The organism is Mesorhizobium sp. HAY1-8B (assembly GCF_056868045.1).
The window spans coordinates 5,842,706-5,861,752 of record NZ_CP200321.1 but is presented as its reverse complement, the minus strand read 5'-3'; the positions used below and the strand labels follow the sequence as shown (position 1 = coordinate 5,861,752).

At 63.5% G+C, this 19,047-nt stretch carries 28 protein-coding genes and 1 tRNA gene; 18 read left to right on the top strand and 11 right to left on the bottom strand.

Features of this window, described 5'->3' with window-relative positions:
* Nucleotides 1–52: 52 nt before the first annotated feature.
* The 3 genes from AC1VON_RS28225 to AC1VON_RS28215 form a co-directional block, all read right to left on the bottom strand.
* Complete coding sequence (locus AC1VON_RS28225; RefSeq protein WP_140774181.1) at nucleotides 53–1,021, bottom strand: sugar ABC transporter substrate-binding protein; 969 nt, start codon at nucleotides 1,019–1,021, stop codon at nucleotides 53–55.
* A 45-nt stretch (nucleotides 1,022–1,066) separates the two neighbouring features.
* Complete coding sequence (locus tag AC1VON_RS28220) at nucleotides 1,067–2,089, bottom strand: ABC transporter permease (protein WP_172349331.1); 1,023 nt, start codon at nucleotides 2,087–2,089, stop codon at nucleotides 1,067–1,069.
* A gap of 232 nt (nucleotides 2,090–2,321) precedes the next feature.
* Nucleotides 2,322–3,086, bottom strand: a complete 765-nt coding sequence (locus tag AC1VON_RS28215) for a phytanoyl-CoA dioxygenase family protein (protein ID WP_056570923.1) — start codon at nucleotides 3,084–3,086, stop codon at nucleotides 2,322–2,324.
* Between the two features lie 177 nt (nucleotides 3,087–3,263).
* Here AC1VON_RS28215 and AC1VON_RS28210 point away from each other — a divergent pair, with 177 nt between their 5' ends.
* Nucleotides 3,264–4,115: a helix-turn-helix domain-containing protein gene (locus AC1VON_RS28210; RefSeq protein WP_483125614.1), complete on the top strand. Its 852-nt coding sequence runs from the start codon at nucleotides 3,264–3,266 to the stop codon at nucleotides 4,113–4,115.
* Nucleotides 4,116–4,493: 378 nt separating this feature from the next.
* The gene (locus tag AC1VON_RS28205) at nucleotides 4,494–5,210 is read left to right on the top strand and encodes a gamma-glutamylcyclotransferase (protein ID WP_483125613.1); all 717 of its coding nucleotides are present in this window, start codon (nucleotides 4,494–4,496) and stop codon (nucleotides 5,208–5,210) included.
* Between the two features lie 310 nt (nucleotides 5,211–5,520).
* On the opposite strand, the gene AC1VON_RS28200 is transcribed toward AC1VON_RS28205, so the two are convergent.
* Complete coding sequence (locus AC1VON_RS28200) at nucleotides 5,521–6,378, bottom strand: NAD(P)H-binding protein (RefSeq protein ID WP_483125612.1); 858 nt, start codon at nucleotides 6,376–6,378, stop codon at nucleotides 5,521–5,523.
* Between the two features lie 84 nt (nucleotides 6,379–6,462).
* On the opposite strand from AC1VON_RS28200, the gene AC1VON_RS28195 reads away from it, so the two are divergent.
* The 12 genes from AC1VON_RS28195 to AC1VON_RS28140 all read left to right on the top strand — a co-directional run bounded on the left by AC1VON_RS28195 (nucleotide 6,463) and on the right by AC1VON_RS28140 (nucleotide 12,446).
* On the top strand, nucleotides 6,463–6,786 hold the full coding sequence (locus AC1VON_RS28195; RefSeq protein WP_056570925.1) for an ArsR/SmtB family transcription factor: 324 nt from the start codon (nucleotides 6,463–6,465) through the stop codon (nucleotides 6,784–6,786).
* Nucleotides 6,783–7,214 (top strand): SRPBCC family protein, encoded by a 432-nt coding sequence (locus AC1VON_RS28190; RefSeq protein WP_483125611.1) that lies wholly within the window; start codon nucleotides 6,783–6,785, stop codon nucleotides 7,212–7,214. The genes AC1VON_RS28195 and AC1VON_RS28190 overlap by 4 nt, the downstream gene beginning before the upstream one ends.
* Before the next feature lie 70 nt (nucleotides 7,215–7,284).
* Entirely contained in the window at nucleotides 7,285–7,677 is a 393-nt protein-coding gene (locus AC1VON_RS28185) for a VOC family protein (RefSeq protein WP_483125610.1), read from the top strand.
* A gap of 43 nt (nucleotides 7,678–7,720) precedes the next feature.
* Nucleotides 7,721–7,942, top strand: coding sequence for a hypothetical protein (locus AC1VON_RS28180; protein ID WP_483125609.1), 222 nt, complete (start codon nucleotides 7,721–7,723; stop codon nucleotides 7,940–7,942).
* A 15-nt stretch (nucleotides 7,943–7,957) separates the two neighbouring features.
* Entirely contained in the window at nucleotides 7,958–8,392 is a 435-nt protein-coding gene (locus tag AC1VON_RS28175) for a DUF1801 domain-containing protein (RefSeq protein ID WP_483125608.1), read from the top strand.
* A 33-nt stretch (nucleotides 8,393–8,425) separates the two neighbouring features.
* The gene (locus tag AC1VON_RS28170) at nucleotides 8,426–8,818 is read left to right on the top strand and encodes a DUF1801 domain-containing protein (protein ID WP_483125607.1); all 393 of its coding nucleotides are present in this window, start codon (nucleotides 8,426–8,428) and stop codon (nucleotides 8,816–8,818) included.
* 218 nt (nucleotides 8,819–9,036) lie between these two features.
* Nucleotides 9,037–10,131, top strand: coding sequence for an acyltransferase family protein (locus AC1VON_RS28165; protein WP_483125606.1), 1,095 nt, complete (start codon nucleotides 9,037–9,039; stop codon nucleotides 10,129–10,131).
* Nucleotides 10,132–10,319: 188 nt separating this feature from the next.
* A complete protein-coding gene (locus AC1VON_RS28160; protein ID WP_483125605.1) occupies nucleotides 10,320–11,381 on the top strand; it encodes a diguanylate cyclase domain-containing protein in 1,062 nt (353 codons plus the stop codon).
* 110 nt (nucleotides 11,382–11,491) lie between these two features.
* A tRNA-Cys gene (locus AC1VON_RS28155) sits at nucleotides 11,492–11,567 on the top strand.
* 153 nt (nucleotides 11,568–11,720) lie between these two features.
* Nucleotides 11,721–11,963 (top strand): hypothetical protein, encoded by a 243-nt coding sequence (locus AC1VON_RS28150; RefSeq protein ID WP_483125604.1) that lies wholly within the window; start codon nucleotides 11,721–11,723, stop codon nucleotides 11,961–11,963.
* Nucleotides 11,964–11,968: 5 nt separating this feature from the next.
* Nucleotides 11,969–12,160: a hypothetical protein gene (locus AC1VON_RS28145; RefSeq protein WP_483125603.1), complete on the top strand. Its 192-nt coding sequence runs from the start codon at nucleotides 11,969–11,971 to the stop codon at nucleotides 12,158–12,160.
* Nucleotides 12,161–12,224: 64 nt separating this feature from the next.
* Nucleotides 12,225–12,446 (top strand): DUF6500 family protein, encoded by a 222-nt coding sequence (locus tag AC1VON_RS28140; RefSeq protein WP_172349345.1) that lies wholly within the window; start codon nucleotides 12,225–12,227, stop codon nucleotides 12,444–12,446.
* A 68-nt stretch (nucleotides 12,447–12,514) separates the two neighbouring features.
* Here AC1VON_RS28140 and AC1VON_RS28135 read toward each other — a convergent pair whose 3' ends face one another.
* Nucleotides 12,515–12,781 (bottom strand): DUF1488 family protein, encoded by a 267-nt coding sequence (locus tag AC1VON_RS28135; RefSeq protein WP_172349346.1) that lies wholly within the window; start codon nucleotides 12,779–12,781, stop codon nucleotides 12,515–12,517.
* Nucleotides 12,778–13,032 (bottom strand): hypothetical protein, encoded by a 255-nt coding sequence (locus tag AC1VON_RS28130; RefSeq protein WP_172349347.1) that lies wholly within the window; start codon nucleotides 13,030–13,032, stop codon nucleotides 12,778–12,780. Before AC1VON_RS28130 ends, AC1VON_RS28135 begins: the two co-directional genes overlap by 4 nt.
* A 248-nt stretch (nucleotides 13,033–13,280) precedes the next feature.
* Here AC1VON_RS28130 and AC1VON_RS28125 point away from each other — a divergent pair, with 248 nt between their 5' ends.
* The 3 genes from AC1VON_RS28125 (at nucleotide 13,281) to AC1VON_RS28115 (ending at nucleotide 15,691) form a co-directional block, all read left to right on the top strand.
* Complete coding sequence (locus AC1VON_RS28125) at nucleotides 13,281–13,646, top strand: co-chaperone GroES (protein WP_172349348.1); 366 nt, start codon at nucleotides 13,281–13,283, stop codon at nucleotides 13,644–13,646.
* Between the two features lie 106 nt (nucleotides 13,647–13,752).
* Complete coding sequence (groL, locus tag AC1VON_RS28120) at nucleotides 13,753–15,384, top strand: chaperonin GroEL (protein WP_483125602.1); 1,632 nt, start codon at nucleotides 13,753–13,755, stop codon at nucleotides 15,382–15,384.
* Between the two features lie 148 nt (nucleotides 15,385–15,532).
* A complete protein-coding gene (locus tag AC1VON_RS28115) occupies nucleotides 15,533–15,691 on the top strand; it encodes a hypothetical protein (protein WP_483125601.1) in 159 nt (52 codons plus the stop codon).
* Nucleotides 15,692–15,711: 20 nt separating this feature from the next.
* On the opposite strand, the gene AC1VON_RS28110 is transcribed toward AC1VON_RS28115, so the two are convergent.
* Nucleotides 15,712–16,125, bottom strand: a complete 414-nt coding sequence (locus tag AC1VON_RS28110; RefSeq protein ID WP_483125600.1) for an NUDIX hydrolase — start codon at nucleotides 16,123–16,125, stop codon at nucleotides 15,712–15,714.
* 77 nt (nucleotides 16,126–16,202) lie between these two features.
* Here AC1VON_RS28110 and AC1VON_RS28105 point away from each other — a divergent pair, with 77 nt between their 5' ends.
* The gene (locus AC1VON_RS28105) at nucleotides 16,203–16,700 is read left to right on the top strand and encodes a GAF domain-containing protein (RefSeq protein ID WP_483125599.1); all 498 of its coding nucleotides are present in this window, start codon (nucleotides 16,203–16,205) and stop codon (nucleotides 16,698–16,700) included.
* Here the strand turns inward: AC1VON_RS28105 and AC1VON_RS28100 are convergent, their stop codons facing one another.
* From AC1VON_RS28100 to AC1VON_RS28085, 4 genes are all read right to left on the bottom strand, one after another.
* A complete protein-coding gene (locus AC1VON_RS28100) occupies nucleotides 16,701–17,735 on the bottom strand; it encodes a YeiH family protein (protein ID WP_483126389.1) in 1,035 nt (344 codons plus the stop codon). It lies immediately after the preceding gene.
* A 233-nt stretch (nucleotides 17,736–17,968) separates the two neighbouring features.
* Entirely contained in the window at nucleotides 17,969–18,169 is a 201-nt protein-coding gene (locus AC1VON_RS28095; protein ID WP_483125598.1) for a type II toxin-antitoxin system RelE/ParE family toxin, read from the bottom strand.
* Nucleotides 18,166–18,447 carry a type II toxin-antitoxin system ParD family antitoxin gene (locus AC1VON_RS28090; protein ID WP_172349353.1) on the bottom strand — a complete coding sequence of 94 codons (282 nt, stop codon included), beginning with the start codon at nucleotides 18,445–18,447 and terminating at the stop codon, nucleotides 18,166–18,168. The genes AC1VON_RS28095 and AC1VON_RS28090 overlap by 4 nt, the downstream gene beginning before the upstream one ends.
* A 75-nt stretch (nucleotides 18,448–18,522) precedes the next feature.
* Nucleotides 18,523–18,900: an ester cyclase gene (locus tag AC1VON_RS28085; protein ID WP_172349354.1), complete on the bottom strand. Its 378-nt coding sequence runs from the start codon at nucleotides 18,898–18,900 to the stop codon at nucleotides 18,523–18,525.
* Nucleotides 18,901–19,047 lie beyond the last annotated feature (147 nt).

Here is a 19,047-nt window from a genome sequence, read left to right as displayed (position 1 = left end):
GGCCAGGCGGGCCCGCCGGTCCCGAGGACCGGCGGACCGCAAGGCTGGCTTGTTACTTCTTGGCCACCTCGGCGATGTTTTCCTTGGTGTAGATGCCGACGCCGGTATCGACATTGTCGATCGGCTCGCCCTTGAGGAACTTGACCAGCAGGTCGACGGCGGCAAAGCCCTGCTTCTCCGGCGCCTGGTCGATCGTGGCATCGACATTGCCGTCCTGCACGAGCTGCACCGTCTGGTCGAGCAGGTCGAAGCCGACCACCTTGACCTTGTCGGCGGCCTTGTTGCGTTCCACCCAGGTGCCGGCGGCCGGCGTCGAGCAGCATTCGAGCGACAGCACGCCCGAGATCGACGGGTTGGCGAGCATGGCGTTCTCGATCGCCGAATAGATCTTCTGCGGGTCGGTGCCGGTGTTGAGCGTGTTGACAACTTCGATGCCGGGCTCGGCCTTGAGCGCTTCGCGAGCGCCTTTCTCGCGGTCGAGCGACCATTGCGCGGCGGCGTCGATGGTGGTGATCATCACCTTGCCCTTGCCGCCCAGCACCTTGGACATCAGCTTGCCCGCCTCGCGGCCGGACTGGACGAGGTCCTGGCCGGCGAAGGCGAGGCGCTTGCTCTGGGGATTGTCGGTGTTGAAGGTGACGACCGGGATGCCGGCGGCAATGACGCGGTCGATCACCGGCGCCAGCGCGTCGGTCGAGACCGAGGAGATCGCCAGGCCGTCCATCTTGCCCATCAGCGTCTCGATCTCCGAGATCTGGCCGTCGGCATCGGCGCCGACCGGGCCGATGAACTGAGCGCCGACCTTGTCCTCCTTGGCGGCGCGCTCGACGCCCGCCTTCATGAACGGCGCGAATTCGTTGGAGACGTCATGGTAGGAGACGTAGAAGTCGAGCGGCTGGCCGGCATCGATCTTGGCCTTGATGCGGGGCGCAAGCTGGAAATCGGCGAGCTTGGATTCGGCATGGGCCGAGAGCGGAAGAAGGCCGATCGCTGCCGCGAGAATGACGTGTCTGATGTTCATGGATAGTCCTCCCTTTTTGGTTCTGGTTGCTTCTGTCTTCTGCGATTAACCCGCTCGGCGCGTGCTCCATTTGTCGATGCCGACCGCGATGATGATGACCAGGCCGATCATCAGTTCCTGCACGAAGGGCGACACGCCGAGCAGCACTAGGCCGTTGCGCATGACGCCGATGATGAGCACGCCCAGGATGGTGCCGAGGATCGTGCCTTCGCCGCCCGACAGCGAGGCGCCGCCGACAATGGTCGCGGCGATGACGTCGAGCTCGAGGCCAAGGCCGGTGCGTCCGGCCTGGCTGGAGGGCAGGAAGGCGAGGCCCAGAATGCCGGCGAAGGCGGCAAGCACGCCCATCAGGATGAAGGCTGATATCTTGACCTTGTTGACGGAAATGCCGGAAACGCGCGCGGCCTTGGCGCTGCCGCCGACGGCATAGACGCGGAAGCCGAAATTGGAGAAGGACAGGACAAGCCAGGCCAGCACCGCGACGATGACCAGGAACACCAGCTGCATGGGAATGATGGTGAAGAGATAGCCCTGGCCCATGAAGGAGAAGGCCTGCAGCACATCGGGCAGCGCGCCATTGCGGGCGTTGACCGTCACCGGCTGGCCGTTGGTCAGGATCAGCGCTGCACCGCGCACGATGGACAGCATGCCGAGCGTGGCGATCAGCGAGGGCAGGCGGCCATAGGTGGAGAGCACGCCGTTGATGAGGCCGATGACGACGCCGGTGGCGAGGCCGACGCAGATCGCCGGCAGCAGTGCCCAGCCGGCGATGATCAGCATGCCGGTGGCGAGGCCCGAAAACGCATAGGTCGAGCCGACCGACAGGTCGACCTCGCCCGCGATCAGCACGAACGTCATGCCGACCGCCATGATCCCGAGCAAGGAGATCTGGCGCCCGACATTGAGCAGGTTGAGCGATGTCAGGAATCCATCGGTGGCGAAGGACAGGAACAGGCACAGCACGAGCAGGGCGATGAACACACCTGCCTCGCGCGCCCGCAAAAGCCGCGCCAGCGTGAATCGGTCCGTGGCTGGCGCGCGCGCGCCGGTCCTGACCGCATGGGCCATACAGCATCCTCCCTCAGCGTGATCGGCCGGTCCTCACCAGCGTGACCACTCTTCCATTCCATCGACCCGAGCCGAGCTCGTGCGCGGGCCGATGCATTCGTGCCGATCCCAAACTGATTCAGGGTCGGGCTCTATCTCCCTGTTCAGCCATGATCTTTCGGTGAGCCGTGTGCGGCTCCGGGGATCATGGCCATGGCGTGGGCGTCGCCGCCCATGCCGGTATTCTCCGGCGTCAGGACGCCTGGCGGAACGAACCGGCCGGCACCTTGCGCAGCTCGTCGAAATTCCCGTATTCGCGAACCTTCTTGAACGGCGCGTTCTCGACGGCGTTGTAGGAGCAGATGTAGCCCCAGCGATAGGTGTCGGACCGGTTGGCATCGGAGCGGTGCAGGAGATTGCCGTCGAAGATCAGCGCGTCGCCGGCTTCCATCTCGACATAGATGTGCTCGTAGCGCTTGAGTGCTGCTTCCAGATGTTCCTGTTCGACATTGGTCTGGTCGTTCTCGCGGATATGATTGAGGCGGCCGAGCTTGTGCGTGCCCTTCAGCACCTGCAGGCAGCCATTCTCGCGGGTTGCCTTGTCGAGCGCGACATAGATGCTCATCATCTCCGGCGCCAGGCAGCCGTAATTGTACCAATAGCCGAAATCCTGATGCCATTCCCAGGCGCCGCCCTCATTGGGCTGCTTCATCGTCATCTTGTGGCTGTAGAGGTAGATCGGCTTGCCGACGGCGTCTTCCGCCAGATCGACCATGCGCTCGTCGCGGGCGAGCAGCCCGTATTTGTCGTCCTCGGCCTTGGTCCACATCTTCAGAAGGGTGGTCTTGCCCTCCTTGTCGCCCTTGGCCATCACGGCGCCATTCTTGTTTTCCGCTTCCAGCTGCGCGCGGGCATGGTCGCGAAAATCCTCCACTTCCGCCACGCTGAGCAGTCCTCTGCGGATAATATAGCCATCACGGGCGTAGTCTTCCGCCTCTTTCCTCGTCATCGCCAACATCGTCTTGCCTCCCTGGACTGTCGGGCCGTCAGCGGCGCAAGGCGCCGGGAAAACCCGTGAAACTGGGGTTCTCGGCAAAAGCCCGCAGAAATCCCCGACCTCATGCGAGCAACCATAGCGACGCTGGGCGGCGAACAAAATGGACAGCAAGACGCTTGTTTTGTATAAAACGCGCATATGAGCAAGACGGATGTTTTCGAGAGTTTCCACTATGTGCCGGCCGCGGGCTGGACGCGCACGGCCTTCAGCGTGCTGCGCGCCGGCAAGGTGGCGGCGGCGCGCGATTACCGCATAGAACGGCCGGTCTATCCCGGCCAGGACATCCTCTACTGCCTGTCGGGGAGGGGCCATGTCGAGACGCTTGGGCAGCGGCTGGACGTGCGCGCTCACCAGCTGGTGTGGATGGCCAACGAGGCGCCGCATGTGCATTGCGCCGATCCGGACGAGCCGTGGACGCTGTTGTGGTTCCGGCTCGACGGTCCGGATCCGGCGATCCTGCGGCGCAAGCTGTTCGGCGAGGGCGTGTTGCGCACCGCCTTCACCGAAGCCACCAGCCCGGCGCCATGGTTCGAGCGGCTGTTTTCGGCGCTGCGTCGGCGCGACGCCGGTCTCGACCTGCGACTGAACCAACTGGTCGCCGAGTTCCTGCTTCTGGTCGACCGCGCGGTGAACGGCGCCGGCAATGACGATCTGCCGAAGCCGCTTGCCTCGGCGCTCGACGCCATGCGCGCCGAACCCGGTTTTGCGTGGGCGGCATCCGATCTTGCCGCCGTCACCGGGCTGGGCGCCTCGCAGGTGCGGCGGCTGTTCCAGAAACATCTGCGCACCAGTCCGCACCAATGGCTGATGCGCGAGCGGCTGATGCAGGCGCAATCGCTGCTGGTGCAGGGTGATCAGCCGCTGGCCGAAGTGGCGGAAGCCTGTGGCTTCTGCGACGTCTATCATTTCGGGCGCGAGTTCAAACGCTCCGTGGGCATTTCGCCGGCCGCCTGGCGACGCAGCGAGTTGAGCGCGGCGCCGGGGCGGTAGGAGAGGGCATGGATGGTGGCGGCTTATCTCGGCCGTTAGCGGAAACGCCCGACACTTCGTCATCCACGGGCGGAGCAAGGAGCGTAGCGACGCGGCGCAGACCCGAGGATCCATGCCGGGACTCCGATGCGCTGCCACGGTGCAGAATCCTGCTCCGCTGCACCCTCGGCCAAGGTGGCGGCATGGATCCTCGGGTCTCCGCGACGGAGCTTCGCTCCTGCTCCGCCCGTGGATGACGAACGCGAGGTGGCTTCGGCCAATTCCAATGCTGTGCGCCGAGTCTTTTCAAGCGTTTGAGCGCGCCCGCTCAGATTCTGAGTCGGCGCCCGAGACGCTCTGGCCCTTGAGAATCCCTCTGCCTTCAGCAACATGACGAACATGAACAAGCCGACTTCCATCGCACCGCGCAAATCGCAAATGGCGCTGACCGAGGAACTCGTCGCGCGCACCATGCGCGTGGTCGAGGATGCCGGGCCGACGCCGGGCATGGTCCATATGCTGGACGCCGACTATGCGCGGTTTCGCGACGAGATCCTGGCCTCGGCACCGCCTGGACCGCTGAAGCTGTTCGCCTACGGCTCGCTGCTGTGGAAGCCGGCCGGCGAGGTCAGGGGAGGCGAGCGTGCGGTGGCGCGGGGCTGGCACCGGTCGTTCTGTTTCACGGTGCAGCGCTTTCGCGGCACGCTTGAGCAGCCCGGCCTGATGATGGCGCTCGACCGCGGCGGCCAGTGCCAGGGCATGGTGTTCGAGATCGCCGAGCCGGTCGCGGCCAATCTGGAAGCGCTGCTGCGCCGCGAGATGACCATCCTGCCCGCCGTCAACGTGCCGCGCTGGCTGCGGGTCGGCACGGAAGGCGGAGCGGGCCGGGCGCTTGGCTTCGTCGTCGATCCCGCCAATCCGCGCTATGCCGGCAAGCTCGACAGGGCTGCGGTGGCGGCGACTTTGGCCAGGGCCGTCGGCCATTGGGGCTCGGGCGCGCAATATCTGTTCGAGACGATCCGCCACCTCGACGCCTTCGGGATACGCGACCGCAATCTGTGGCAGTTGCAGGAGCTGGTGGCGCAGGAGATCGGGCGAGTGCATGCAGGGGTCTAGTGGCTCTATACCAATCGCCTGCGTCGACGGATCGCTTGTCTTCACGATTGGCGGAAGCCGCTCAACTTCGTCATCCCTGGGCGAAGCAGGAGCGAAGCTCCGTGGCGGAGACCCTGGGATCCATTCCGTGACCTCAGCCGCGGAGTGCAGCGGAGCAGAATTCTGGACCGTTGCAGCGCATTGAAGTCGCGGCATGGATCCCTTGGGCTGCGGAGCAGCTCCAGGGGTCTGCGCCTCGCTCCTTGCTCCGCCCGTGGATGACGAAGCGGTGGATGTTTCCGGCCAATTTCCATCCAGTTGGTACCGCCGTCTAGGCTTCCTTCCGCACTCCAAGCGCCATGCGAGCCAGGAAATCCCGGAAGCTTTCCGGCGGCTTACCCGCAAGCGCGATGAAATCGCTGGAGGTCGTGGCGTAGCGACCCTCGGCGATCGAGGCGCACAGGGTGGCGAAGGCCTGCGGCCAGGGGGCGTCGAGGCGTGCCGACGCGGAGGCCAGGTAATCGTCGAGGGAGCAGCGACGATAGCGCAGGGGCTGTCCTGTCGCCTCGCCATAACCTGCGGCGATCTCGTCAAAGTTCAGCGTCTGGTTTCCGGTGATCGTGTAAAGGGCGCGGGCGGCGCCCGGTCTGGCCGCCACCGCCGTGATGGCCGCCGCAACGTCACCGCGCGAGACAGGCGCAACCAGGCCCTGTCCGGCAGGCAGCACCAATTCCCCCGAGGCTGGCGCCAGCCAGGTGTCGAGGATGAAGTCGCTGTAGAGGCCGCAGCGCAGGATGGTCGAGGGCAAGGCGGCCAGCCGGAGCTCCGCGTCGCGGTAGGCCGGTGCGTAGTAGAAAGGCGAGGATTCGCCGATATCGACGATGCTGGTGAAGGTGATGTGGCGGACAGACGCCGCCCCTGCTGCCTCGATGGCGTTGGCGTGATGGCGCAAGACCGTGTCCGCATCGCCATCGCTTGAAATCAGGACCAGTGCGTCGATGTCGGCGAAGGCCGCCTTCAGAGAGGAGACATCCTCGTAGTCACCGACGCGCAGCGCTGTTTCCTGGGGCAGGCGCCCTTGCGCGGCCTCAGGCTTGCGGACCAGCGCGGCGACCTCATGGCCTGATGACACCAGCCTCGAGACGACGGCGCATCCGACATGGCCGGTGGCTCCGGTGACGAGGATCATTCCTGCCGCTCCAATCTCGCTCTTGACGAACATATATCCCTGTGGTTATACGTCAACCAATAGCCAACGGGTTATCGATCCGACATGCCGGACGCTCATGACATGCTCTTCAGGACACTCGCGGACCCGACCAGGCGGGCGATCTTCGAACGGCTGTGCCGCCAGGGCGAGCAGACGGTGGGGGCGCTGACGAGCCAGTCCGGGGTCTCGCAGCCGGCGGTGTCGAAGCATCTCGGCGTGCTCAAGCAGGCCGGTCTGGTGCGCGACCGCCATGAAGGGCGCCAGACGCATTACAGCGCGCAGCTTGGCGCGCTGGCGCCGCTGATGGACTGGACGCGTGAGATGGCCGGGTTCTGGGAGAGCCGGTTCGACGATCTCGAGGATTTGCTCAAAAGGATGGACCAATGAACGATAGTGCCACCGAGACTCGCACTGTCGTCGTCGAGCGGGAGATTTCCCATCCGCCGGAAAAACTCTGGCGCGCGCTGACGCAACCGCACCTGATCGAGGAGTGGCTGATGAAGAACGATTTCAAGCCTGATGTCGGCCACCGCTTCAACATCAGCGCCGATTGGGGCGGCGTGCTGGACTGCGAGGTGCTGGCCGTCGAGCCGAACAAGACGCTGTCCTACAGCTGGAACCTCGCGCACCAGGATCCGGCGTTCGATCTCAGGAGCGTGGTGACCTTCACGCTCACCCCGACGCCAACCGGAACGCATCTGCGCATGGAACAATCCGGCTTCCGCCCCGATCAGCGGCGCGCCTATGGCGGCGCAAGAACCGGCTGGCCGCAGTTTTTCGAGAAGCTGGAACAGCTTCTCGACCGGACGGACTGACCGGCCGATTGAACCTTATGCCTGACCAAACAGGGCGGCTTGCCGCCAGCAAAACCTATGGAGAAAGACGATGAAGATCAAACTGACCAGCATCCATGTCGACGACCAGGACAAGGCGCTTGCCTTCTACACCGGTGTGCTGGGCCTGACCAAGAAGGCCGATTTCAGCAATGGGCTGTTCCGCTGGCTGACGGTCGCCTCGCCTGACGAACCCGAGGGCACCGAACTGCAGCTAGCGCTCAACAACCAGCCGGCGGCCAAAGCCTATCAGCAGGCGATGTTCGAGCAGGGCCAGCCGGCGGTGATGTTCTTCACCGACGACGTCAAGGGCGATCATGAGCGCATCAAGGCGCGCGGCGGCACGTTCGCCATGGCCCCGACCGAAGTGACCGGCTCGACCATCGCCAAGCTGAACGATGGCTGCGGCAATCTCATCCAGATCACCGAACTGGCGCGCTGGTAGCGGCGCCCGGGTGGTTTCACGCGTCTTTCTACGGGAGGTAAAATTGGATTGGAGCAAGTGGATCAGGCAGGCGCATCGCTGGCTGTCGATCATCTTCACCGTAACCGTCGTCGCCAACTTCGCCACCATGGCGTTTGGGCAACCGCCGGCCTGGGTGGTCTATTCGCCACTGCCGCCGCTTTTTCTTATGCTGTTCAGCGGCCTCTATATGTTCGTGCTGCCCTACATTGCGAAGGGACGCGGCGTGCAGCGCGTCAACGGCTAGGAAGGGAGGGAAGGCATGGCAAAACCGAACAGGCCCGCGGCAAACGTTGAGCCGCAGCTGCTTTCGGGCGGCAACCCGCAGATCGCCAAGGGCTATGGCGACGCCCCGGTGCAGGCCTATATCGCGGCCATGCCGGGCTGGAAGCGCGCGATGGGCGGGTGCCTCGACACGCTCATCGAGCGCGCCGTGCCCGGCGTGCACAAGGCGGTGAAATGGAACTCGCCGTTCTATGGCATCGAAGGCGAGGGTTGGTTCCTCAGCTTCCATTGCTTCACAGCATACATCAAGGTGGCTTTCTTTCGCGGCATGTCACTTGATCCGGTACCGCAGGGCGAATCCAAAAGCCGTGACACGCGCTACCTCGACATCCATGAGGACGATCCGTTCGACGAGGCGCAGTTCAACGCCTGGGTGAAGCAGGCCAGCCACTTGCCTGGCGAGCGCATGTGAGCGCGCTATTGTTCATTTTTTGAGGAGAATGGCATGACCGGATCGCAGGAGAGCAAATCCCCCTCCGAACTGATCGACGGCAGGATCACGGAACTCGGCGACTGGCGCGGCGAGATGCTCGGTCGGCTGCGCGCGCTCATCCATCAAGCCGATCCCGATGTGGTCGAGACGTGGAAATGGCGCGGGGTTCCGGTGTGGGAGCATGGCGGCATGATCTGTACCGGCGAGACCTACAAGAGCGTCGTCAAGCTGACCTTCGCCAAGGGGGCGGCGCTGCCCGACCCCTCGCGCCTGTTCAATTCCAGCCTCGAGGGTAACACGAGGCGGGCTATTGATTTTCAGAAGGGCGAAGAGGTTGACGAAGAGGCTTTCAAGGCGCTGGTGCGCTCCGCCGTGGCGCTGAACAAGTCGAAGGGTCGAAAGTAATTCTGCTGCGTCATCGCCACTACGCATGAATGTCAACGTCGGCGCCGCCCCTCACTGTCCTGCCGGACATCTACCCCGTAAACGGGGCGAGAGGGGCTGGAGCAACGCCAGCCAGCCACTCCACAAAGCCAGCCGCGTTTACGATCTGGGAAGCTTGATGGTGCTAGACATCTCGGAATGATGGCTGGCCGGGTTGGCCGGCCCCGGATGGATTTGCCATGAACAGCCCGATGCGCATGCCGTGGGTGGACACGGCCAAAGGCCTCTCGATCATCCTCGTGGTCATGATGTATTCGGCCTACAACACCGGCGAGTACACGGGCGGTGTCGGCTTCCTGCACTATGTCATCGGCTTCGCGACGCCGTTCCGCATGCCGGAATTCTTCCTGATCTCCGGACTGTTCCTGTCGCAGGTGATCGACCGGCCGTGGCGGCGCTATGTCGACCGGCGCGTCGTCCACTATCTCTATTTCTACGTGCTGTGGGCGATCATCTCGATCGGACTGAAGATCGGCATCTTCAGCCGGGATCCCGGCGGCATGCTGCACGACCTCGCAATGGCCGTCGTCCAGCCCTATGGCGTGCTGTGGTTCATCTACATGCTGGCGGTGTTCGGCCTGGTCGCGAAGCTCTTGCGGCAATTTCGCGTGCCGGCCTGGATCGTCATCCCGGTCGCTGCCGGCCTGCAGATGTGGGCGCCGCATCCAGACAGCTATGCGCTTGAACAATTCGCGGCCTATTTCGTGTTCTTCTATCTCGGTTTCGTGCTGGCACCGTTGGTGTTCCGGCTCGTCGAGTGGACGCAACCCCGCCCGATGCTGGCCGTTGCCGGCCTGGCTCTGTGGGCTGTCGTCAACGGTCTGCTCGTCTATTCGCCGGGCTATGCCATGCAGCCGGTCGGCATGCAGATGGGCCTGGCGGCATGGCCGCCGCTGCATCTCACTCTGGCCGTCGCGGGCGCCGTGGCGCTTTGCGTTCTTGGCGGCTTCCTGTCGCAATTTGCCGCCATGGAATGGCTGCGCTGGCTCGGCGAACATTCGCTGGTCGTCTATGTCGCCTTCACCATCCCGATGTCGCTCTTCCGGGGCGCCGCACTTGCAAGCGGCCTGCTGACCGACACGGGCGTGCTCAGCCTGGCGGTGCTGCTGGTCTCGATCATCAGCCCTGTCGTGCTCTACCTCATCATCCAGCGCGTCGGCTTCGGCATGTTCCTGTTCGAGCGGCCGGCCTGGGCGCATGTCGACAGCGGCGCGCCGCAAGCGGCATCGAAGACGGCGCTGCCTGCCACCGCCGCCCAATCAAGCCGGACATAGTCGTGAGAGCGGGAAGGCCCGCCTCAGCCGTCCCGCAGCCACCCTGCCATGCACGCTATCGCCAAAGACCCGCTGCTTGGAAATGTGTGCGTGCCGTGGCCACTCCCATGGGGCGAGGAGCCTCACGGCTTGTCAGCGAAGTCTTAAGGGCTGTTGCGCCATGGTGGTCGCCCGCCAGGAGTTTCTCCATGCCCGATACATCATACACCCCGAAAGGCCCGGCCTCGCAGCCCGGCAAGCGGGTGGGGCAAGGCAGCGCCGACGAACAGCGCCGCGATGCCGCAACCATCGCCAGGCTCAAGGCGGAACTCGCCGCGCAGGCCGCGCTGATCGCCACGCAGCAGGTTTCGCTGGCGCACGGCCGCAAGATCTTCGACCGGGCGTCGGTCGCGGCGCGCATCGGCGTTTGGGAATGCAGCCTGCCCGACGAGCGGCTGACCTGGACCGATGTGATCTATGATCTGTTCGATCTGCCGCGCGGCGCCGCGCTCGATCGAAGCGAAATCATCAAGTGCTATCCGGCGGAGTCGCGCAAGGCGCTGGACAGTTTGCGCAGCCAGGCCATTGCCGAACGCAGCGGTTTTACCCTCGACGCCGAGATCACCACTTTCGCGGGACATAGCCGCTGGATCCGTATCACCGCGAGCGTCGAGTGCGAAGCCGGCGTGCCGGTGCGCATCTTCGGCATGAAGCAGGACATCACCGAGGAAAAGATCCTGTCGGATCGGATGCGCTATCTCGCCGAATTCGACGCCATGACGGGGCTTGCCAACCGCGCCCGGTTCCAGGCGCGGCTGGCGCATGCGGACGAAGCACGTCCGCTCGGCGCGCTGCTTTTGATCGACCTCGACGGCTTCAAGGCGGTCAACGACACGTTCGGCCACGTCATCGGCGACGAGTGCCTGAAGGCGGCGGCCGAGCGCCTCGCCGGCGGATGTGGCGAGGCGGAATTGGTGGCGCGTGTCGGCGGCGACGAATTCGCGGTGCTGCTCGGGTCGCATCTCGACCGCGGTGCCGTCTCCGGCGTGGCGCGCGACATCATCGAGGCGATGGGCAGGCCGGTCGCGATCCGCGGCCAGTCGCCGAAGCTCGGCGCCTCGGTCGGCATAGCGTTTGCCGGGGCAGGCTCGCCTTGCGACCTGTTCGCGCAGGCCGACACCGCGCTCTATGCCGCCAAGGCGGCGGGCCGCAACACGTTCCGCATCTTCAAGGCGGAAGCCGGCGCGAAAGGCCGCAGTGCCGCGGCATAACCACTAGGCCTTCCTGGTCTCGAGGCGGGGAGGCATTTTGCAACGTGCCAACAGAACGCGCTCCGCGCTTAACTTTTCCGCAAGCATTTGCCGGTTAGGTCGACCGCGATGGCCTCGTGGCGGAGCGGCGACGCTGGAGACTGCAAATCTCTGAAGCCTCGGTTCGATCCCGAGGCGAGGCCTCCAAAAGTCACTTAGAAGAGACCCTGCGCCGGACCTTATCGCGGCCGATTTGCGCGTTCCGGCCGTGAAGGCGAGGGGCGAGCTTAAAACCATTTATTTGAATTTGGCATGCAGGGCGCTCGCCAAAAGAGTGCTATGGCAAGGGGGCGGGCATGCTTGCTCCGATTTTCCCCGACATTCGAGGTCATTTTCGTGCGTGAACCGTCGCTGCTGCCCGTCTTTGGAAAACTTGGCACCAAGCCACCCGTCCTCGTCAAGGTGGCGCCGGCCGCTTCGGCAGGCATCGTGTCGCGCTTGCGCGAGGCTGTCGCCACGCATGGCGGGATGGCGCTGAAGCTGTCGGTGATTGCCTGGACGATGCTGGTCCTGGGCGCGGTGTTTTTCATGATGCAGGGATGAGCAGCATGGCAAATCGATACGCACTGCGCATGGACTTGCCCCAGAGCTGGGCCATCATCGATGTCTTCACCGGCCAGCCGGTCGAGGTCAGGCAAAGAGTAATGGTCGGCATGAACCCGCGCGACGCCAACGCCATGCTCGATCAGATGAATGTCCGCGACATCAAGCGCCGGGAGAGGGCGGAGCGCAAGGATTGAACGCTCCGGCCGCCGGCTCAAAGGGCGGACCAAAACCCCGCCCAAACAAAATCAGAGGATTCCCGTGAGAGCGAGCCTGAGGCAAAAGATACTGGCGGTTTGCGACCGCAAGATCTCCGAGAAAGGGCCCGCCGTCGGCGTGTCGTTCTACGCGTTTTTCGCCAACAGGAACGATGACCCCGAACTGCTGATGGAAGCAGCGGAATGGTGGATCAGAACCCACCGCCTCGACCATTTCGAAAAGGCCGAGAAGATACGGAAGATGGTCGAGGACATGGACTCTTAGTCTTCGTTTCCATGCATGTCGTTGTCTCAAAACCGAGACCACTCCTGAGCGACATGCGCGTAGGCTGATCAGCCGAAGTCGGCGGCCGTCAGCACATACATGCTCTTGCGGGTGCGGTCATAGGCCTTGGCCGCCACGTCGCGGATGGCGCTGCTCTCGGTGTCGAACGTAGCGAGGTAACCGGCCTCGTTGGCCGCGGTCGCCGGCTGCATCCGGGTCATGGCGTCGGCGGCGACGGAAAAGGAAATCTGGAACATGCCGTCATGGCCGACGAAACGGATGCGTTTGCCGGCTTCGTCATAGCTGCGGCTGCGGTTGGGGAAGGTGAGGCTCATGTCTTGACCTCCGTTGCGGCGGCCTTCTTGGTCGCCCGCTTCTTCTTCGGCGTCGGGTTCAGGGCTTCGGCGACCCGGTCGGCTTCTTCCTTGGCCAGTCGCAAAATCCTGAGCTTGGCCGTCTTGATCTCCCTGGCCTTCGCCTCGGACATATACTCGGCGGTTGCCTTGTTGCGCTCGGCCGTCTTCTTCTGCTTGTCGACAAAGCGAGCTTCAGCTTTTTCCATGATCGTCTGATTGCCGTCGGCCATCGAACAAATCTCCCTTGGGTTTGAAATCGTGAAAATGAACTTGTCCGATAAATAGGCACTCGACCGGCAAAATTCAATTTTTTGAATTATTTGGCGCCTTGCCGATATCACGAAATGCCAGGCCGAAATAATACTTTTATATATTTAACCGGCACCCCGAATAATTTTTGGCACTCCTATCTATCGAGTGCCAATGCGCCTATATGATGGGAATGGGCCGCCTATGCTGGCCCCAGAAGGAAGTTTTCATGAAGTTTCGGCCACTCCACGACCGCGTCGTCATCCGGCGCGCCGAAGGCGACACCAAATCCAAGGGCGGCATCATCATTCCCGACAATGCCAAGGAAAAGCCACAGGAAGGCGAAGTCATCGCTGTCGGCCCCGGCGCCCGCGACGAAAACGGCGCGCTTGTTCCGCTCGACGTGAAGGCAGGCGACCTGATCCTGTTCGGCAAATGGTCGGGCACCGAAGTCAAGATCGACGGCGAGGACCTTCTGATCATGAAGGAAGCCGACATTATGGGCGTCATCGACAAGAGCGAGACGGCCACCGAGAAAACCGGTGCCGCCAAGACCGTGCCCGCGAAGACCGTGGCCGCCAAGAAAGCCGCCTGATCAGTGCATCGCGTGTCCTTCGGGACGCCGCAAGACTTAAGCGACGACAGCGCTGCGCGCACCGCGCGGCGACTGATCCACTCCAAATACGAACTGGATAACAACAATGTCTGCCAAGGAAATCAAATTCTCAACCGACGCGCGCGACCGCATGCTGCGCGGCGTCGAGATCCTCACCAACGCGGTGAAGGTCACACTTGGCCCCAAGGGCCGCAACGTCATCATCGACAAGGCCTATGGCGCGCCGCGCATCACCAAGGACGGCGTCACCGTCGCCAAGGAGATCGAGCTCGCCGACAAGTTCGAGAACATGGGCGCGCAGATGGTGCGCGAAGTGGCCTCGAAGACCAACGATCTTGCCGGTGACGGCACCACCACAGCAACCGTGCTGGCCGCCTCGATCCTGCGCGAAGGCGCCAAGCTGGTTGCCGCCGGCATGAACCCGATGGACTTGAAGCGCGGCATCGACCAGGCGGTTGCCGCCGTCGTCGGGGAAATCAAGTCGAAGGCCAAGAAGGTCAAGTCGTCGGCCGAGATCGCTCAGGTCGGCACCATCGCCGCCAATGGCGACGCGACCGTCGGCGAGATGATCGCCAAGGCGATGGACAAGGTCGGCAATGACGGCGTCATCACCGTCGAGGAAGCCAAGACCGCCGAAACCGAACTCGACGTGGTCGAGGGCATGCAGTTCGACCGCGGCTATCTCTCGCCGTATTTCGTCACCAATGCCGACAAGATGCGCGTCGAACTGGAAGAGCCCTATATTCTCATCCACGAAAAGAAGCTCGGCAATCTGCAAGCGATGCTGCCGATCCTCGAAGCGGTGGTGCAGAGCGGCAGGCCGCTGCTGATCATTTCGGAAGACGTCGAAGGCGAGGCGCTCGCCACGCTGGTCGTCAACAAGCTGCGCGGCGGCCTCAAGGTCGCTGCCGTCAAGGCGCCGGGCTTCGGCGATCGCCGCAAGGCAATGCTGGAAGACATCGCGGTGCTGACCGCAGGCCAGATGATATCAGAGGATCTCGGCATCAAGCTCGAGAACGTCACCATCGAGATGCTCGGCCGCGCCAAGCGCGTGCTGATCGAGAAGGACACCACGACGATCATCGACGGCGCCGGCACCAAGGCGACGATCCAGGCGCGCGTCGCCCAGATCAAGGGCCAGATCGAGGAGACCACCTCCGACTACGACAAGGAAAAGCTGCAGGAGCGGCTGGCCAAGCTGTCGGGCGGCGTTGCCGTGATCCGCGTCGGCGGCGTCACCGAGTTGGAAGTCAAGGAAAAGAAGGACCGCATCGACGACGCGCTGAACGCGACGCGTGCGGCGGTCGAAGAAGGCATCGTGCCCGGCGGCGGCGTGGCATTGCTGCGTGCCAGGTCGGCGCTTGCCGGCCTGACCGGCGCCAATGACGATGTGACGGCAGGCATCTCGATCGTGCTGCGCGCGCTCGAGGCGCCGATCCGCCAGATCGCCGAGAATTCCGGCGTCGAAGGCTCGATCGTCGTCGGCAAGCTCACCGACAGCAAGGATCACAATCAGGGCTTTGACGCCCAGAACGAAACCTATGTCGACATGATCAAGGCAGGTATCGTCGATCCGGCGAAGGTCGTGCGCACCGCGCTGCAGGATGCCGGCTCGATCGCGGCCTTGCTGATCACCGCCGAAGCCATGATCACCGACATTCCGGCCAAGGATGCTGCACCGGCGGGTGGTGGCGGCGGCGCCATGGGCGGCTACTAAGGATTCAGCCGGCTGCAAGGGCGGCTTCATGGAAGCCGCCCTTCGACCTGACCTGAATCTCGACAAGTCGGCTCTTCTCTGAGCCGGGAAGACTACCGCCGGGGGATTCTCTCCCGGCGCGCAGGCCTCTAGCCCAGGAGATCGATCCATGATCGTGTTCGCGCAGAAGCCACAGACGGTCGTCACGACCGAAACCACCGAGGAAAGCCGCTTCGACCGCATCCGCAGGATTGCCGCCGAAAAGCACAAGAAATCCGATTCCGACACGGCAACGCCACAAAAGGGCGAACCCAAGCGCCCGATGTAAGCGTCGCGGTGGCGGGGCCGCTACGTTCCGCTCAACCTCAACACCACGTCGCGGGTGAGCGGCGCGAGTTCGATGCCGTTGGCTGATCCCGGGGCGAGCCAGATCATCTCCTCGATCTCGGCGCCCGGTACCGGCTGGCTCTCGATCGAAACCGCGAACAGCTCCGCCTCGACCGTGCTGTCCGGTTCATTGGCGGCCTTGGCGCGGAACAGGCCGAGCGGCACGGCCGTGGCGGGGTCGATCACCAGGCCAAGCTCCTCGCGCAATTCCCGCACCAGCGCATCGACCGGCGCCTCATGCGGCTCGATCTTGCCGCCGGGCTGCATGAAGGCGCTGGTGGCGCGCTTGCGTACCAGAAGCAGCCTGCCGGAAGCATCCGCGATGATGGCGGCGGCAATCCTGATCTTGCGGCTTTCGCCGGGGGTGGGATTCACGCTAATGTCGTCCGGTGGTCGTTTGGTGCAGAGAGCTTGCGGAAACGGAACCGCGATTCTCAGTTCGGAGACAAGCCATGTTTGCGGCCAAGGCCATCGACACCACGGACAAGGCCGCGTTCTACCGCGACCTCGCCGCTCAACTGAAGGCGCTGCTCGAAGGCGAAAGCGACTCGATCGCCAATGCCGCCAACACCGCGGCGCTGATCTTCCAGATGGTGCCCGACCTTAACTGGGCGGGCTTCTATTTCCTGGCCTCGGACGAGGAACTGGTGCTCGGGCCCTTCCAGGGCAAGCCGGCCTGCGTGCGCATCGCGGTCGGCAAGGGTGTGTGCGGAACGGCGGTCGAACTCGGCACCTCCATGCTGATCAAGGACGTGCACGATTTCCCCGGCCACATTGCCTGTGACGCCGATTCACGCTCGGAACTGGTCGTTCTTCTGGAAGACGAAGAAGGTGTCTTCGGCGTGCTCGATCTCGACAGCCCGCTGCCAGGCCGCTTCGACAAGGCAGACCAGGCCGGCATCGAAAAGCTCGCGGCGATCTATGCCGCGTCGAGCTCGTTCGAGGATTGATCAGCCTACAAACTTCACCAGCACCAGGCTGAATCCGCCGATGAACAGGAAGGCCGAGAAGGCGAGCGCCAGCGGGCGCAGGCCGCGCGAGCGCAGTTGCGAGATGTCGGCCTGCAGGCCCATGGCGGCGAGCCCCATGGTCAGCATGATGGTGGTGGCGAGCACTATTGCCGACTTCACTTCGGCGGGCACGGTGACCAGGCTGTTCAGTGCCACGACGGCGACGAAGGCGGCGACGAACCATGGCATGGGCGGGCGCGCCCCGGATTGATCGCCTGACTGGCCGCTGCTCGTCTTGCTGCGCGCCATCAGGCCGAGCGCGATGACCATCGGCGCCAGCATGGCGACGCGGGTGAGCTTGGCCACGGTGGCGATTTCGCCGGATTGGGTGCCGTTCTGGAAGCCGGCGCCGATGACCTGCGCCACCTCATGGATGGACGCGCCGGCCCACAGGCCGAAAGCGTGCTGGTCGAGACCGAGCAGCGGCGCCAAAAGCGGGAAGCCGAGCATGGCGACGGTGCCGAACAGCGTGATCGAGGCGACGGCGTAGGTCACGTCCTCGTCGCGCGCATCGGTGACGATGTTGGTTGCGACGATGGCCGAGGCGCCGCAGATCGAGGTGCCGGCGGCGATCAGTTGCGCCAGCTTCCGGTCGACGCCGATCAGCCGGCCGAGCGTGATGGTGAAGAGGAAGGTGGCGCCAAGCGTGGCCGCCACGATGCCGATGCCGCCGGCGCCGATCGAAACGACCTGGCCGAGCGTCAGCTGGAAGCCGAGAAGCACGATGGCGAAGCGCAGCAGGCGCTTTTGCGAGAAGGCGATACCGGCCCTGGCGTGGGCAGGCGTGCCGAGCACGTTGGAATAGATCATGCCGGCAACGACGGCCAGGATCATCGGGCTGAACAGGGCAAAGCCGGAGACATCGTGCGCCGAGAAGGCGACCGCCGTGATCATTGCCACCAGCACGATGCCGGGGATGATGCCGTTCCACATCGAATCGAGGCGCTTGCGGCCGGCGGCCAGATCGGCAGGCATCAGGCTTTTCGGAATATCGTTCGCGATGCGGGCGGCGGAAGACAATGCAATTCTCCAGGCGGGTATGCCGGAGGAATGCCATTTCATATTCGATCTTTCCAACGAATTGTTATGGTTAGAATGATCGATTTTTACGAACGGTCGTCCGGCTACAACAATTCCTGCCACCGACGCGCGCCATGAATCACGCGCACGATCTCGGCACCGTCGTCGATCTGGCGATAGAGGATCAGTTAGTTTCCCGCAGGGAATGTGCGCAAGCCCGCTCGCACGTCCGGCCGGGCAACACCCATTCCCGGCATGTCGGCGATGCGCTGGCAATGGGCATGGATTTCGTCATACCAGCGCAGTGCCGCCGAGGGACTATCCTCGGCGATATAGAGCGCGATGGCTTCGATATCCGCTTCGGCTTCCGGCCGTAGGCGCGGTGTCATCGCGACGTGCGCTCGGCGATCCTGGCATCGAGCTTGCTTTTGATCCGAGCGAAGGCTTCGCCACCGTCGACGGCGTTACCGCTTGCCATGCCTTCATCCCAAAGCCGGCCCAATTCGTCGACAGCCTGATCACGCTGCATCCGGCGAAATTTCCATTCGCGCAGCGCCTCACGCATGACTTCGCTCGCCGAGGCGTATTCGCCCGCCGCAACGACCTCCCGCATCATGCTTGCCATTTCAGGGGTGAGGGCAACGCTCACTTTCTCGACATTGGCCATCTGTGTCTTCTCCTGCGACACAAGGTAGGCAAGTTACCACCAGCTGCAAGGAGGAGACATTCATCTCACCCGAAATCAAATCTGCGCTTCGATCGCCGCCTTGTCGATGACCGACCACACGTTCCTGATCCGGTCATCCAGATACTCATAAAAAACATTCTCGCTGAAGGAGACCTTTTTGCCGTTGATGGGCAAGCCGAAAAAGGTCCCCTTCGGCGTGCAGTTGAACTGAAGGCGGCTGGCGATGAAGGGTGGCTCGGCAATCAGCAGCTGGACATCGAAATAGAGATCCGGAATTTCCCGGAAATCCCGTTCCAGCATGGCGCGGTAGCCTGACAGGCCGACCCGGTCGCCATTATAGTGCACCTCGTCATGGACGAAGCGATGCAGCCGCTGCCAATCCTGGTTGTTGAGGCAGTCGATATAGCCTCGGTAGAGGTCGGTTTGGGTCACGGCAACGGCTCCAGTTCGGCAGATTCGGCAGGAAGATAGAACGACCGTGGGGACAGTCCAGATGGAGCGCTTCGGATTTCGAATTTGCCCGTCACCTTCTCCGGACGCTGGCGCTGCCGATCTCGGCAATTGAGTGGTCGCCGCCAT

What these genes read in the sequence shown, in the direction of transcription:
- AC1VON_RS28195 (WP_056570925.1), top strand. Translation starts at nt 6,463, where the DNA reads ATGCCGGACGCTCATGACATGCTCTTCAGGACACTCGCGGACCCGACC.
- AC1VON_RS28125 (WP_172349348.1), top strand. Translation starts at nt 13,281, where the DNA reads ATGAAGTTTCGGCCACTCCACGACCGCGTCGTCATCCGGCGCGCCGAA.
- AC1VON_RS28105 (WP_483125599.1), top strand. Translation starts at nt 16,203, where the DNA reads ATGTTTGCGGCCAAGGCCATCGACACCACGGACAAGGCCGCGTTCTAC.
- AC1VON_RS28185 (WP_483125610.1), top strand. Translation starts at nt 7,285, where the DNA reads ATGAAGATCAAACTGACCAGCATCCATGTCGACGACCAGGACAAGGCG.
- AC1VON_RS28095 (WP_483125598.1), bottom strand. Translation starts at nt 18,169, where the DNA reads ATGACACCGCGCCTACGGCCGGAAGCCGAAGCGGATATCGAAGCCATC.
- AC1VON_RS28190 (WP_483125611.1), top strand. Translation starts at nt 6,783, where the DNA reads ATGAACGATAGTGCCACCGAGACTCGCACTGTCGTCGTCGAGCGGGAG.
- AC1VON_RS28115 (WP_483125601.1), top strand. Translation starts at nt 15,533, where the DNA reads ATGATCGTGTTCGCGCAGAAGCCACAGACGGTCGTCACGACCGAAACC.
- AC1VON_RS28100 (WP_483126389.1), bottom strand. Translation starts at nt 17,735, where the DNA reads ATGCCTGCCGATCTGGCCGCCGGCCGCAAGCGCCTCGATTCGATGTGG.
- AC1VON_RS28205 (WP_483125613.1), top strand. Translation starts at nt 4,494, where the DNA reads ATGAACAAGCCGACTTCCATCGCACCGCGCAAATCGCAAATGGCGCTG.
- AC1VON_RS28145 (WP_483125603.1), top strand. Translation starts at nt 11,969, where the DNA reads ATGGCAAATCGATACGCACTGCGCATGGACTTGCCCCAGAGCTGGGCC.
- AC1VON_RS28165 (WP_483125606.1), top strand. Translation starts at nt 9,037, where the DNA reads ATGAACAGCCCGATGCGCATGCCGTGGGTGGACACGGCCAAAGGCCTC.
- AC1VON_RS28220 (WP_172349331.1), bottom strand. Translation starts at nt 2,089, where the DNA reads ATGGCCCATGCGGTCAGGACCGGCGCGCGCGCGCCAGCCACGGACCGA.
- groL (WP_483125602.1), top strand. Translation starts at nt 13,753, where the DNA reads ATGTCTGCCAAGGAAATCAAATTCTCAACCGACGCGCGCGACCGCATG.
- AC1VON_RS28175 (WP_483125608.1), top strand. Translation starts at nt 7,958, where the DNA reads ATGGCAAAACCGAACAGGCCCGCGGCAAACGTTGAGCCGCAGCTGCTT.
- AC1VON_RS28200 (WP_483125612.1), bottom strand. Translation starts at nt 6,378, where the DNA reads ATGATCCTCGTCACCGGAGCCACCGGCCATGTCGGATGCGCCGTCGTC.
- AC1VON_RS28215 (WP_056570923.1), bottom strand. Translation starts at nt 3,086, where the DNA reads ATGTTGGCGATGACGAGGAAAGAGGCGGAAGACTACGCCCGTGATGGC.
- AC1VON_RS28090 (WP_172349353.1), bottom strand. Translation starts at nt 18,447, where the DNA reads ATGGCCAATGTCGAGAAAGTGAGCGTTGCCCTCACCCCTGAAATGGCA.
- AC1VON_RS28130 (WP_172349347.1), bottom strand. Translation starts at nt 13,032, where the DNA reads ATGGCCGACGGCAATCAGACGATCATGGAAAAAGCTGAAGCTCGCTTT.
- AC1VON_RS28210 (WP_483125614.1), top strand. Translation starts at nt 3,264, where the DNA reads ATGAGCAAGACGGATGTTTTCGAGAGTTTCCACTATGTGCCGGCCGCG.
- AC1VON_RS28225 (WP_140774181.1), bottom strand. Translation starts at nt 1,021, where the DNA reads ATGAACATCAGACACGTCATTCTCGCGGCAGCGATCGGCCTTCTTCCG.
- AC1VON_RS28170 (WP_483125607.1), top strand. Translation starts at nt 8,426, where the DNA reads ATGACCGGATCGCAGGAGAGCAAATCCCCCTCCGAACTGATCGACGGC.
- AC1VON_RS28160 (WP_483125605.1), top strand. Translation starts at nt 10,320, where the DNA reads ATGCCCGATACATCATACACCCCGAAAGGCCCGGCCTCGCAGCCCGGC.
- AC1VON_RS28135 (WP_172349346.1), bottom strand. Translation starts at nt 12,781, where the DNA reads ATGAGCCTCACCTTCCCCAACCGCAGCCGCAGCTATGACGAAGCCGGC.